This window comes from Ensifer adhaerens, assembly GCF_020035535.1.
Lineage (GTDB): Bacteria > Pseudomonadota > Alphaproteobacteria > Rhizobiales > Rhizobiaceae > Ensifer.
This window is the reverse complement of the sequence record NZ_CP083350.1, coordinates 2,505,357-2,517,627: the sequence shown is the minus strand read 5'-3', so window position 1 is coordinate 2,517,627 and position 12,271 is coordinate 2,505,357. Positions and strand designations below refer to the sequence as shown.

At 63.1% G+C, this 12,271-nt stretch carries 10 protein-coding genes; 9 read left to right on the top strand and 1 reads right to left on the bottom strand.

The genetic code is table 11. The annotated features are described in order from the left end of the window. Window positions 1-11 precede the first annotated feature (11 nt). The gene (locus tag LAC81_RS31595) at window positions 12-2,600 is read right to left on the bottom strand and encodes an SH3 domain-containing protein (RefSeq protein WP_223728595.1); all 2,589 of its coding nucleotides are present in this window, start codon (window positions 2,598-2,600) and stop codon (window positions 12-14) included. 458 nt (window positions 2,601-3,058) lie between these two features. Between LAC81_RS31595 and LAC81_RS31590 the strand changes: the two genes are divergently transcribed. The 9 genes from LAC81_RS31590 to LAC81_RS31550 all read left to right on the top strand — a co-directional run bounded on the left by LAC81_RS31590 (window position 3,059) and on the right by LAC81_RS31550 (window position 12,263). Next, window positions 3,059-3,511 (top strand): helix-turn-helix domain-containing protein, encoded by a 453-nt coding sequence (locus LAC81_RS31590; RefSeq protein WP_223728594.1) that lies wholly within the window; start codon window positions 3,059-3,061, stop codon window positions 3,509-3,511. A 27-nt stretch (window positions 3,512-3,538) separates the two neighbouring features. Next, the gene (locus LAC81_RS31585; protein WP_223728593.1) at window positions 3,539-5,413 is read left to right on the top strand and encodes an SARP family transcriptional regulator; all 1,875 of its coding nucleotides are present in this window, start codon (window positions 3,539-3,541) and stop codon (window positions 5,411-5,413) included. Window positions 5,414-5,445: 32 nt separating this feature from the next. Continuing rightward, on the top strand, window positions 5,446-5,667 hold the full coding sequence (locus LAC81_RS31580; protein WP_113535721.1) for a hypothetical protein: 222 nt from the start codon (window positions 5,446-5,448) through the stop codon (window positions 5,665-5,667). Between the two features lie 72 nt (window positions 5,668-5,739). Continuing rightward, complete coding sequence (locus LAC81_RS31575; RefSeq protein ID WP_223728592.1) at window positions 5,740-6,924, top strand: YcaO-like family protein; 1,185 nt, start codon at window positions 5,740-5,742, stop codon at window positions 6,922-6,924. Further along, window positions 6,924-7,649, top strand: coding sequence for a TfuA-like protein (locus tag LAC81_RS31570; protein WP_223728591.1), 726 nt, complete (start codon window positions 6,924-6,926; stop codon window positions 7,647-7,649). The genes LAC81_RS31575 and LAC81_RS31570 overlap by 1 nt, the downstream gene beginning before the upstream one ends. Window positions 7,650-7,769: 120 nt before the next feature. Continuing rightward, complete coding sequence (locus tag LAC81_RS31565) at window positions 7,770-8,006, top strand: hypothetical protein (protein ID WP_113535723.1); 237 nt, start codon at window positions 7,770-7,772, stop codon at window positions 8,004-8,006. 614 nt (window positions 8,007-8,620) lie between these two features. Next, window positions 8,621-9,658, top strand: a complete 1,038-nt coding sequence (locus tag LAC81_RS31560; protein WP_419195857.1) for an isopenicillin N synthase family dioxygenase — start codon at window positions 8,621-8,623, stop codon at window positions 9,656-9,658. A 45-nt stretch (window positions 9,659-9,703) separates the two neighbouring features. After that, window positions 9,704-11,065 (top strand): O-acetylhomoserine aminocarboxypropyltransferase/cysteine synthase family protein, encoded by a 1,362-nt coding sequence (locus tag LAC81_RS31555; RefSeq protein WP_223728590.1) that lies wholly within the window; start codon window positions 9,704-9,706, stop codon window positions 11,063-11,065. 172 nt (window positions 11,066-11,237) lie between these two features. Next, a complete protein-coding gene (locus LAC81_RS31550) occupies window positions 11,238-12,263 on the top strand; it encodes an NADP-dependent oxidoreductase (RefSeq protein WP_223728589.1) in 1,026 nt (341 codons plus the stop codon). The last annotated feature ends 8 nt before the right edge of the window (window positions 12,264-12,271 follow it).

Here is a 12,271-nt window from a genome sequence, read left to right as displayed (position 1 = left end):
TTCGCCGCGGATCAGCGCCGACGGAACCCACCACCGCCATGGAAACCACCGCCCCCACCGAAGCCGCCTCCACCATGGAAACCGCCGCCCCCTTGAAAGCCGCCACCGCCGTGGAACCCACCTCCTTCGAAGCCACCTCCCCCGAAGCCACCCGGGCGGTCAAAGCCACCTCCGCCGCTGCTCGGGAAGTTCAGCGGGCGCTGATCGAAGGACTGGCGTTCGAAGGAACGCTGGTTGCCGAGCTGTCGCCCGATGTTGTCGATGGCCAGATGGTCGGGTGCCCGGTCCAATGTTCTGGCGCCTGCTCCCTGGCCGGACTGACGTGTCTCGATCCGCTGATTCAGGTTCTGGGCCGCATCCGGATGATTGGCAGAAAACTGTTCGCCCGCCTTGGCCCGATCCTGGATCGACGGCTTGTCGACTGGCTGCCAGCCGTCCGGCGTGTGCTTCTGCCATTGGCCGTCGTCGCGGCGATAGACGCTTCCGTCACGCCCGGCATAGACGTCGCCACCCTTGCCGCCGGCGACGAAGCCATGGTTGCCGTCTGACGTGCGCCAATGCATACCGGCGCCGCCCGCGGTCGCACCGCCGGAAATGCGCGCAAAGTCCGAGCCGTGCTTGACGGCCGCTGTGCCCCAGCTGCCGTAGACATTGTGCCCGCCGCGCGCGATCGCCGCGTTGCCGGTGCGCGGATTATAGGCCGCGACGAAGCCCCGGTCTCCGTTCGGTCCGTAGCCGACAGCGCCGCGCATGTAGGTCCCGGTGCGCGGATTGTAGGCGGCACCGGCGGCGATGCCGCGGTAGGGGCCATAGGCATAGCCATAGCGGCCGAACGTCCCGACAGCCGGGTTGTAGAACGCGCCGACGCCATAGGTCACCGGACGCGGATAGTAAGGCCAGTAGCCGCCGCCGGCCCAGCCATAGTCCCAATAGTCGTCATAGTACCAGCCGGTGCCGTAGACGAAGGTGTCCCAGGCGAGATAGGCACCGAGATAGCCCATCGTGTAGCCGAACCAGACCGCATCCGGCTCCGTCTCGTAGATCCGCACATAGGTCGCGTTGTAGACCGGCGAAGACGGCGGGATCTGGTAGATCTCGTCCGGCACCGCCTTGGCGACGCTGAACGGTCCGGTCGGCTTGTCGCCGACGAACCAGATCCCGTCCTTCACGACGAAGTACTTGTCGCCGACCTTGATGACGATCTCATTCGTGTTCACGGCGTAGGTGAGCGAAGTGCCGTCGATCTGCTCGAACTTCGGATCGCCGCTATAGGTGACGTCGACCGTGACCGACCCGTCAAGCGCCACGCGCGCCTTTTCGGGAATGCTCGCCTTCAGCCGCGCTTCGGCATTTTCGGACGTGCCGGGAACGGAAGCGCGCACCGTGTAATAGGCGGCATCCTGCGGGATGTTCTGGAAATCTTCTGGAAGCTTGGGCGTCGCGAAGGTCCACGGACCATCGAGAGAAGAGCTCGCGAACCAGCGGCCGGAGACGAGAATGTACCAGTTGGAATCCGCATTGCGGTAGAAGACATCGCTCTCGCTGTTGGTTGCAACCTTGAGGCCGGTGCCCGGCACCTGCTCCAGCTCCGGCTCGCCGTCGAAGACGAGCAGCTCGGAAGGTTTGTCCGAATAGACGACATCCGGCACCACGGCTTTGTCCGGTTGCGGCGGAATTGCCGCCTTCGCATCCTTCCAGTTGTCGTCGTCCGGCAGCTTGCCAAGAATGTCGGGCAGCGACGGCGCAGGCTGCCACCCCGAGGCCAGATCTTTCGATTGCAGCCAGGACTTGTCGTTGCGCAGATAATAGGTGCCGTCCGCATCGACCTTGAACAGGTCCCAGTTGGTGTTGACGGCGAAGGACAGGCCCTCGACACCCTTGACCGGCGCGAACACCGCCTTGCCGTCGGTCTGCACCAACACCGCCGGCCTCTTGCTGATAAAAATCGGCGGCGGATCGGCCTTCAGCCCTTCGACATTGCCGAGCCGCTCGTAGTCGGCGAGGCTCGCCGTCAACTTGTCCTCGGAAACGGTGATGGTTCCGACCGGCATCAGCTTTCCGACCTCAAGCGCGAGATCCGCCAGTTCCTTCCGGTCAAGGACGGAGAAATTGATCTCCGTCATCTTGATGTCCGAAACGACGACCTGGCCGGATGCACTGTCGGCGGCGGTCTTGCCGGTGACCCCGATGACGCCGTAGATCGGCTTGGCATCGTCAGACTGCTTGTATTCGGTGGCAATCAGCGCATCGAGATCGGTGAAGTCCTTCCACGCGTTGATCTGCGGCTGGTAGAGCGTGATGGTCGCGCCACTGTCGGTCTTGAAGGCGCGCGGCCAGCCAAGCCCCTTCGGGTCGGCATCGTTCAGGTACTTGCCGCTGACGAAGCCGTTCTGGCCGCTGAAGCTGACGGCGCACCATGTGCCGGCATCGTCGCATTCCTTGACGTCGACCTCCGCGCCTTCCGCAATCGTACCCAGACTATTGAAACCGGTGCCCGGTCCTTCCCGGAAATTGACGGACGCGCTCGTCGTAGCCGGACCGGCCTCTGCCGGCATGGAAGCAATCGCCAACAGGGTCAAGGCCAGGGTCAATCTGCGCATTTCGGTTCTCCGGCATCTAGCAGCAATCCGAACCGGCTCCGCGCTGCCCCCTCATCCCGCCAGCAGGCAGGTAAGGCGCGGACATAGAGCCGGTATGATCGCAGCTTCTTCAAGAGCCGGGGCAGCACAAGTACTTAACAGTAACGGCGACCGTAAAAGCCGTTGAATGAGGACGATGGGACCCAGCCGTTCGCACAGTCGCAAGCGCATTGACGCCGGATCGATTCGCGCCCGGCGCCCCCGCATTTTGGCGTAAACGAGGCAAGTTGGCCTGCGTGATCCGCCACAATTCGCGCGCTTGTGCTCCAATCGTTGCGGCATCGCCCGGCTCACCCCCTGGAAAACCGGGGCGGCTTTGCAAATCTCCGTGTTTTAGCCCGTAGTGATTGCATCGGGAGATTTATTCAAGCAAACTCATATGTATGATTTGACCACTCCTACGTGCGGAGGAAATACAAGTGAACACAAAAGCCCCCAGCCAGATTGATGTCTTTGTCGGTTCCCGCGTCAGGATGCGTCGGTTGATGGCCGGGTTGAGCCAGGAGAAGCTGGCCGACGGCCTCGGGATCACATTCCAGCAGGTTCAGAAGTACGAAAAAGGCACCAACCGCATCGGCGCCAGCCGTCTTCAGGCGATCGCCGATATCCTCGGCGTGCATCCGAGCTTCTTCTTCCAGGAAGGCGACGACGCAGCTGCTCGCAACGGCGCCGGCGACACGACGCGCGAACCGAGCGAAATCTCCTCCTTCGTTTCGTCGAAGGAAGGCATCGCGCTCAACCGCGCTTTCCTGAAGATCACGGATCCGGTGTTGCGCAAGAAGATCATCTCGCTCGTCGCCGCCGTGGCCCAGACGCCGGAGACGGAAGGCAGCCGCGCAGGAACGACCCACGCCCAGGATCTGCACGGATAATCGTTTGCGCCCGACAGGAATGACCGGATGACATTCAGACTGCAGACCCTCGGGCTCTTGCGCCTCGTCGATGCCGACGGGCGCGAAGTGGCCTTTCCGGAAAAGGGTCTGCTCATCCTTTGTTATTTTATCGTCGGCGGACATCGCGAGCAGTCGAGAAACGACATTGCCAAGCTGTTGTGGGATGAAGTCGTCCCCAGCCAGGCCTTCGTCAATCTGCGCAAGACGATCTCCCGGATCAGCGCGCGACAGGACGAACTGGGCTGCCATTTCCTGAGTTTCTCCCAATCGTCGGTCGGGCTCGACGTCGATCGGCTGCAGAGCGATCTCGATGAAATCGGCCGAGACACGGGCGATCCCCTCGCCCGCTTCCAGCTGGCGGCGACGACGTTCCAGGAGGACTTCCTCAAGGATCTGAAGTCGCAAGGGCAAGCGCTCCACGGCTGGATCGAGCGGCAGCGCGGCGAGCACATGACGCTCCTGCGCGAAAGCCTGCTCTTAGCCGCACCGGAAGCGACGAAGAGCCTGCGCAAGCTGGTCAAGGCGGCCGCAGCACGGCTCCTTGAGCGCAATCCGCTCGACGAAGATGTGCGCAAGATCCTGACCCAGGTGTTTCAGCTGGAGGGCAATCCCCTCGAGGCAAGGGCAATCGCGCACAGCGATGCGCCGGTCGTTCCCGCGGTCGCGGAATGGCGACCGCCAGCTTCGACGATCCTCGCTCCAGTTTCGGAGACAGCTGCCGACTTGCGTCCGCCGCGTGTCGTGCTGCTTCCGCCGAGCAACGGAGCGATCGACAGTCCCTCCACCCAGTTCGCAAGCGCCCTGATCGAGGACGTCACCATCGGTCTTTGCGCGCTTCGTTCGGTTTCGGTCATCGCCCCCTACACGGCCGCGCAGATCAGCCTTCAGTCCGACAAGGCAAACACCTACCAAAAGCACGCCATCAGCTACATCCTCGATACCCGTTTGACGGACGAGGGCAGCCGGCTGACCCTGTTCACCCAACTGATCTTTTTTGCCAACGACGAGGTGATCTGGGCTGACCGCTTCAATATCGACGGCGACGGGTTGATGACCTCCAGGCGGGAGATCGCACTGCAGATCGCCTATGCGATCGCCAGCCAGGTGGAGCGCAACGAGACACAACGGAAGACCTACGAAACCAATGTCGGCTCCTATCGCAGTTTCCTGCTTGGGCAGCGCTACCTCAAGCAGCTCAACCTTCCGGAAGTGCGGCGCGCTCGCAAGAGTTTCCGTGAATCGCTGTACGAGAATTCCGACTTTGCGCCGGCGATGAGTGGCCTGGCACGCAGCTACTTCTTCGAATGGCTGCTGACGGCGCGTGGCGACAGCGAACTGCTGGCACTTGCGGAGCGGCATGCGCGCGACGCGGTGGGAGCCGATGACACGCTGGCAACGGGTTATCGCGAACTCGGTGTCGTCAAGCTCTATCTGAGACAGTTCGATGAGAGCATGGAGTACCATGACAAGGCGGAGGCGCTGAGCCCGCAGCATGCCAACGTGATCGCGAGCTACGCCGACACGCTGGTGCAGGCCTCGCGTCCCGAGGGCGGGCTACGCAAGATCCAGGCCGCGCTCGACCTCAACCCGATCGCGCCGGACGAATATTTCTGGACCGCAGCCGGCGCCAGCTACTCGCTCGGGCAGTACGAGCAGGCCATCGCCTATATCGAGCGTATGCGCGATCCGACGCCTGCCGACCGGCTGTCGGCGGCGAGCTGGGGTATGCTTGGCAACAAGAAGAAGGCACGCCAATTCGTCCGCAAGACATTCGACGTGCATCCGGATTTTGATCTCGACAAATGGATGGCCATCGTTCCCTTTAGGGAAGAGTGGCAGCGAGTCCACTATTGCGAGGGCCTGCGCAAGGCAGGCTTCTGACGTCTTCATTCAGTGAAAGCCAGGAGGGGCAAATGGCGAAAGTGGTGGTAATTGGTGTGGAAGGCGATGACAGGCTCTGGATGGCAGATCTGGATGCGGGAACGGTGACGCTAATTCCGACGCCGACACAGGGACCGCTCGCAGCGGCCAACGATCTGCGTAGCAACGGCGGCGCGACAGTGCACAAGGGCGTGAACCTCGCCGTGCTGGCCGCCTCGTCCGGTTCGGTTTCCGGCGGATTCATGGACGGCTAGCGCCGAGACGTGGCGCAGGCCACCGAAATTGACCGGCCGTCGGATGATCGTATCGGTCATCCGACGACCGGAATGCTCTCATACAGCGATCGCGCCTGTTCGCCCGAAGAGACCCTTCGGCGCATCGAGCCGCTTTTGCCGACATTCGGCGTCAGCCGGCTTGCGCGCCTGACCGGGCTCGACAAGATCGGGATCCCGGTCTGGAGCGCCATTTCCCCGAATGCGCGGTCGATCGTCATCAATCAAGGAAAGGGCGTCAGCGATAGCGACGCCAAGATTTCGGCCGCCATGGAGGCGATCGAACGCGCCGTGGCCTGCGCGCCTTCCGTTCCGTTCAGAATGGCGACCAGACGGGCCCTGCGCGAGGGTGGGGACCGGGCCTTGACGCTTCCGGGTCTAGTGGCCGCCGGCGGGGCCGATCTCGGAGACGACGAGACGATCGCCTGGCTCAGCGGATTTGATCTGGCGGATGGATCCACCACATGGGCGCCGCTTCACGCAACGACGCTCGACCGAACCATCGACCGCTGCCGATATTGGCAATCCTCCGACGGCCTTGCCTCCGGCAACACCGAGACCGAGGCTATCCTGCACGGCCTGCTGGAGCGGATCGAGCGCGACGCCGAAACGCTCTGGCGTCTGTTGCCGCTGGACGGCAAGCTCAGGACTTGCATTGATCCGGCATCGTTCGAGGACCCGATCCTCGACGGGATGGAGCGGCGGATCGTGGACTGCGGCCTGCAACTGCGTCTATTCGATATGACCAGCGACGTCGCAATCCCCTGTTATACGGCGACCCTTGCCGGCACCGGCATTCTGACCGCGCGGCAACCCCGATACCACGACGTGACGATCGGCCATGGCGCGCACCCGGTGGCGGGAAGAGCCGCCATCCGCGCCGTGACGGAGGCCGCTCAGTCGCGGCTCACCTATATCAGCGGCGCCCGCGACGACGTCTTTCCCGAGACGTTTACCCGTCCCCTTCCGAGCGAGACGCAACGCCTGTTCGAGGCGGTGCCTCAAAGGAAAACGGCAGCAGCTACCAACGCCGGGCGCGGACCGCAGGAACTGCTGCGCTTCGTGATGCGGCGGCTCGAGGAGGCGCGTATCGGCTCGACCATCGTCGTACCGCTGGTCGAAGAGGGGGCAATGCCGTTTTCTGTCGTCAAGGTTCTCGTTCCCGACCTCGAAAACCCCGATGAGCTTCGCAAGCGCCGCTTCGGAGCGCGGGCGCTGACGCGCGCGCTGGAGGTCTAATGAAGATCGTCTTCGTGGGCCCGACGCTGCCGGACGCGCAGAGAATTGCGGGCGATGCCATTACCGTCCTGCCACCTGCGGTCCAGAGCGACATTCTCCAGGCGACCGAGCGCGGAGCGACAGCCATCGGCCTGGTCGATGGCAATTTCGAACAGGTGGCGCCGGTCTGGCATAAGGAGATTCTCTACGCGCTGACGCAAGGCGTTCAGGTCTTCGGCGCAGCCAGCATGGGTGCGCTGCGCGCTGCAGAATGCGCTCCCTTCGGCATGACGGGCATTGGCGAGGTCTACCGCCAATATGCGCAATGCGAGCGGGTGGACGATGCCGATGTCGCCCTGATCCACAGCCCGGCTGAGCTCGGGCACCTGCCGCTGACCCTGCCACTCGTGAATGTGGACATGACCCTCAGGCACCTTCGGGATCGCCAACTGCTTTCTGCGGAAGCGGCAGCGGCGATCGGCGGCGCGGCGGCCGGCATCTTCTACAAGGAGCGCACCTGGACCGCGGTGGTCGCGCGCGCGCCCCTTGCCGCTGGCATCGATCGCACACGCCTCAAAGACCTGCTTGCCGCTGAATTCGTCGATCAGAAGCGTATCGATGCGTTGCTTTTGCTTGATGCACTGCACAAGGCGCCGAACCAACGAACAGTTGTGGCCAAAGACTGGAAATTCAATTCTACCAGCATGTGGAAGATGTTGTCCGGTCAACCTGACGCTTCATCTTAAGCGCGTGGTTTTCCCATACAACGTGTGTCACGCTCATGTCACGCGCACTGCCGCGCAGTCACGCTATGATTGCTCACGCTGAACTGGATCTGGCCGATCCATAGGGAGCTGGGGAAAATCATGCTATCTTCATTTGCTGTACCGGTGGAGCCGGAAGACAAGGAGAAGGAGCTGCTGGCATTGGCTCGCCTTGTCACCTATGCGCGCGACTCCGCCAAGACCCTCAATGTCGAAGGCGTGCAATACTGCCTCGAGTTGGCGCTTGCGTCACTGCTCAAGGAGGCAGAGGAGTGCGGAGACAAGAGAGCACATCTCACCAACGAACTGATGACACGACCAAGCCTCGGCCGCTGCTGAGACCGGTAGGGCGTCTCCGCCCGGAATAGCGCAGTCGTGAAGGGTCATCCTCCGTTTCCGGGAACGCCGGGGTGACCCGAAAATCCGATCGCCACAAAGCCCTGTTTTGCAGAAAAGCAAAACAGGGCTTTTCATTTGCGCTCTGCAAGCAAGTTCACCTCACGCGGTGTGCATAGCTCGGCCAGGCGTGACGGCATTTGCAGTGCCACTCGCCTACCACCTTGCAATCGGCGTGCGCCAGTATCGACGCGCGGGAGCGTTCACCAGCGCTAGTAGCGACGGCCCGGACGGAATTTCCCCGGAACCTCGCGCCGTTCGAATGTTTACCTCGCCCGGCCTTCGAATTTTAGTCCATAATTTCCATAGATATTATTGAATAAACGGCGCTGTGGGTTAGGCTTGAACCACTCGACACAGCCGGGGGTACCATGAGCCAGGGCCATTCAACGACCAGCGTTTTGCCGCGGTGTACGCTCTTGCAGTCAACCGACACGGCCGCCCTTGCCGCATCCCCTGTCTTCACCTGAGTACCTCGATGTGCCCGCCGCACGCTCTGCCTCGCTCGCGGTGTACCGGTAGCCGGCGGCACGCGCCAAGAAACAACGGAGAGCATCTTGAGCAAGACCAATCCAACCCTGCCCGTCCTCGACCTTTCCCGCTTTGCGGCGGGCCATCCCGAGCGGGCGACCGCGCTCGATGAGTTGCGCAGCGTCGCCCGCTCGGTGGGCTTCTTCTACCTCGAAGGCCACGGCATCCCGCAGGACGAGATCGACGGCATCCTTTCGCTTTCGCGTCGTTTCTTCGCGCTGCCCGAGGATGACAAGCTGGCGATCGAAATGCGCAAGTCGCCGCACTTCCGCGGCTACAACCGTGCCGGCCTCGAATATACCCGTGGTACCCAGGACTGGCGCGAGCAGGTAGACTTCGGTCCCGAGCGTCAAAGGCTTGAAACCGCCTCCGGCGATGCACCATGGAAGCGGCTCGTCGGCCCCAATCAGTTCCCCGATGCCTTGCCAGAATTGAAGCCCGCGATCCTCGACTATATCGAAGCCGTCACCGGGCTCGGCATTCGTCTGATCGAGATCTTCTCGGAAGCGCTCGGCCAGAAGCCCGATGTCTTCGGCCCGATCTATCGCGACGGCCCCAACCAACTTCTGAAGATCATCCGCTACCCCGGCCGTGACAAGACGGAGAGCGACCAGGGCGTGGGCGCCCATAAGGACGGCGGTTTCGTCACCATCCTGCTGCAGGACGTGGTTGGCGGGCTGCAGGTCGATGACGGCAAGGGCGGGTGGATCGACGCACCGCCGAAGCGCGGAACCTTCGTCATCAATGTCGGCGAACTTCTGGAACTGGCGTCGAACGGTTATCTGCTCGCCAACATCCACCGAGTGGTGACGCCCCCAGCCGGCGGCGACCGGCTGTCCGTCGCCTTCTTCCTCGGCGCCAACCTCGCCTCGACCATCCCGGTGCTCGACCTGCCAACAGAGCTTGCGGCCGAGGTTCGCGGCGTTACGCAGGATCCGCAGAACCCGCTCTTCCACGAGGTCGGCCGCAACGTGCTGAAGTCCCGGCTGCGCTCGCACCCCGATGTCGCCGCAGAGCACCACGCCGACCTGCTGGAACAGCAAAAAGCGGCGGTGCCCGCCTGATTAACCGGACAGCGCCGATCAACCTGAGAGCCAAGGAGACATGGTATGACGATTCATCAGAAGCCGGAAGAACCTGCAATCAAGATCAAGGCACCGAGCGGCCTGCGCGAAGCCGGCGGACAGTTGCATCCCGAAACGCTGGCACTCCATGGCGGCAGCTACCGCTTCGACCCGACAAGCGGCGCCGTCGCCGTGCCGATCTACCAGACGACGTCCTATCAGCTCCCCGGCACCGATGGCGCCGACAAGCTCTTCGCGCTGGAAGCTCCGGGGCATCTCTACACTCGCGTCTCCAATCCGACGCAGGACGCTTTCGAGCAGCGGCTGGCGGAAATCGAAGGTGGTGCCGCGGCGCTGGCCCTCGGCTCCGGTCAGGCGGCCTCTGCGTTCGCCCTCCTGAACCTTGCGCGCGCCGGCGACAACATAGTCAGCGCGGCCGGCCTTTATGGTGGCACCTGGGCACTCTTTGCCGCAACGCTGAAGAACATCGGCATCGAGGTCCGTTTCGTCGACGCCTCTGACCCCGAAGCCTTTGCCCGGGCGACGGACGACAGGACGCGCGCCTACTATGCCGAGTCCCTGCCGAACCCGAAGCTCGAGGTCTTTCCGATCGCCGAAGTGGCCGAAGTCGGCTTGCGCTTCGGCATTCCGCTGATCGTCGACAACACGGCAGCCCCGCTGACCATTCGCCCCTTCGAACACGGCGCCGCCGTCGTCGTCTACTCCACGACGAAGTATATCGGCGGTCATGGTACGTCGATCGGCGGCGCGATCATCGACAGCGGCCGCTTTCCCTGGCACGAACATGAGGCGCGGCATCCGAACCTGCACGAGCCGGACCTGAGCTACCAGAGCAAGACGTGGCTGGAAAAGGCGGCTGCGATCGACTTTCATCCCTATATCCTGCGCGCCCGCGCGGTGCTGTTGCGCGACCTCGGCGCCGCCATCAGTCCGCTGAACGCCTTCCAGTTCATCCAAGGGCTGGAGACGCTGCCGCTCAGAATCCGCCAGCACAACGAGAACGCGATCAAGGTGGCCGAGTTCCTCCGCACCCATCCGAAGGTCGGTCGCGTGATCTTCCCGAAGTTCCAGGAAGGCGAGACACAGAAGCGTGCCGAGAAGTATCTCCGTAACGGCCACTATGGCGCCCTGGTCGGCTTCGAACTGAAGGATGGACGCGAAGCGGGACGCCGCTTCATCGACGGGCTGAATCTGCTCTACCATGTCGCCAATATCGGCGACGCGCGCTCGCTTGCCATCCATCCGGCGACGACGACGCATTCGCAGCTATCTGAGGAGGATCAACTCAAGACCGGCGTCACGCCGGGCTATGTCCGGCTTTCGATCGGCATCGAACATGCCGACGACATCATCGCCGATATCCGTCAGGCGATCGACGCGGCCTGACGGCACGATCGCGTATCCGGCTCCGCAGCTCAGGGCCTTTGTGGCCGGGCTGCGGAGTTTTTTGTTTGGCGGGGTCAGAACTGGCCGATAGGTCACCGCCCGGTTTCGTGTCACAAATGCGCACCGGTCGCTGCGTCCGCAAATGTTACCACGTACCTACAGAGGAAAGATCATGAGCAAGAACACCCAGGTCCTGCTTGCCGCCCGGCCAGCCGGTCGACCGACGCCGAGCGATTTTCGCATCGTAGAGACGGCAATCCCGGAGCCGGCCGAAGGCGAAGTTCTGCTGAAGATCCTCTATCTTTCCCTCGATCCCTACATGCGCGGGCGCATGAACGCCGGCCGCTCCTATGCCAAGCCGGTGGAGATCGGCGCGGTCATGGAAGGCGGCACGGTGGCCCGCGTCGTCCGCTCGCGCCACCCCGATTTCAGCGACGGCGATTTCGTGCTCTCCCACTCCGGTTGGCAGAGCTATGCGCTGTCGCGCGGTGCGGACCTGCGCAAGCTCGATCCATCGGCGGCGCCTCTATCGACGGCACTCGGCATTCTCGGCATGCCCGGCTTTACCGCCTATGCGGGACTGCTGACAATCGGCAGGCCGAAGCCAGGTGAGACGGTTGTGGTGGCTGCCGCCAGCGGCGCCGTCGGCTCGGCCGTCGGCCAGATCGCACGCATCAAGGGCGCCCGCGCTGTCGGGATCGCCGGCGGTGCGGACAAGTGCGCCTTCGTTCGCGACACACTCGGCTTCGATGCGGTGATCGATCACCGCGCGCCGGATTTCACCGAGCAGCTCGCGGCCACTTGCCCCAAAGGCATCGACGTCTATTTCGAGAATGTCGGTGGCCATGTCTGGGATGCGGTGTTTCCGTTACTGAACGACTTCGCCCGCGTGCCCGTGTGCGGGCTGATCGCGCACTACAACCAGGCCGGCGGCCCGCAAGCGGGCGGCGACAGGTTGCCGGGCGTCATGCGCGAGGTCCTGAGCCGGAGCCTGCTCATCCGCGGCTTCATCCAGCGTGAATTCGCCGATCAGCGGCCGGCCTTCTACCAGGAGATGGCAGGCTGGATCGCCAGCGGCGAGGTTCGCTACAAGGAGGACGTCGTCGACGGCATCGAGAACTCCCCGAATGCGTTCATCGGGCTGCTCGAAGGCCGCAATTTCGGCAAGCTGGTCGTGCGGCTGGCTGACGAGAGCTGAGCAGCCAA

Coding starts and splice junctions, on each gene's coding strand:
- LAC81_RS31595 (WP_223728595.1), bottom strand. CDS start 2,600: ATGCGCAGATTGACCCTGGCCTTGACCCTGTTGGCGATTGCTTCCATG.
- LAC81_RS31585 (WP_223728593.1), top strand. CDS start 3,539: ATGACATTCAGACTGCAGACCCTCGGGCTCTTGCGCCTCGTCGATGCC.
- LAC81_RS31580 (WP_113535721.1), top strand. CDS start 5,446: ATGGCGAAAGTGGTGGTAATTGGTGTGGAAGGCGATGACAGGCTCTGG.
- LAC81_RS31575 (WP_223728592.1), top strand. CDS start 5,740: ATGCTCTCATACAGCGATCGCGCCTGTTCGCCCGAAGAGACCCTTCGG.
- LAC81_RS31570 (WP_223728591.1), top strand. CDS start 6,924: ATGAAGATCGTCTTCGTGGGCCCGACGCTGCCGGACGCGCAGAGAATT.
- LAC81_RS31565 (WP_113535723.1), top strand. CDS start 7,770: ATGCTATCTTCATTTGCTGTACCGGTGGAGCCGGAAGACAAGGAGAAG.
- LAC81_RS31555 (WP_223728590.1), top strand. CDS start 9,704: ATGACGATTCATCAGAAGCCGGAAGAACCTGCAATCAAGATCAAGGCA.
- LAC81_RS31550 (WP_223728589.1), top strand. CDS start 11,238: ATGAGCAAGAACACCCAGGTCCTGCTTGCCGCCCGGCCAGCCGGTCGA.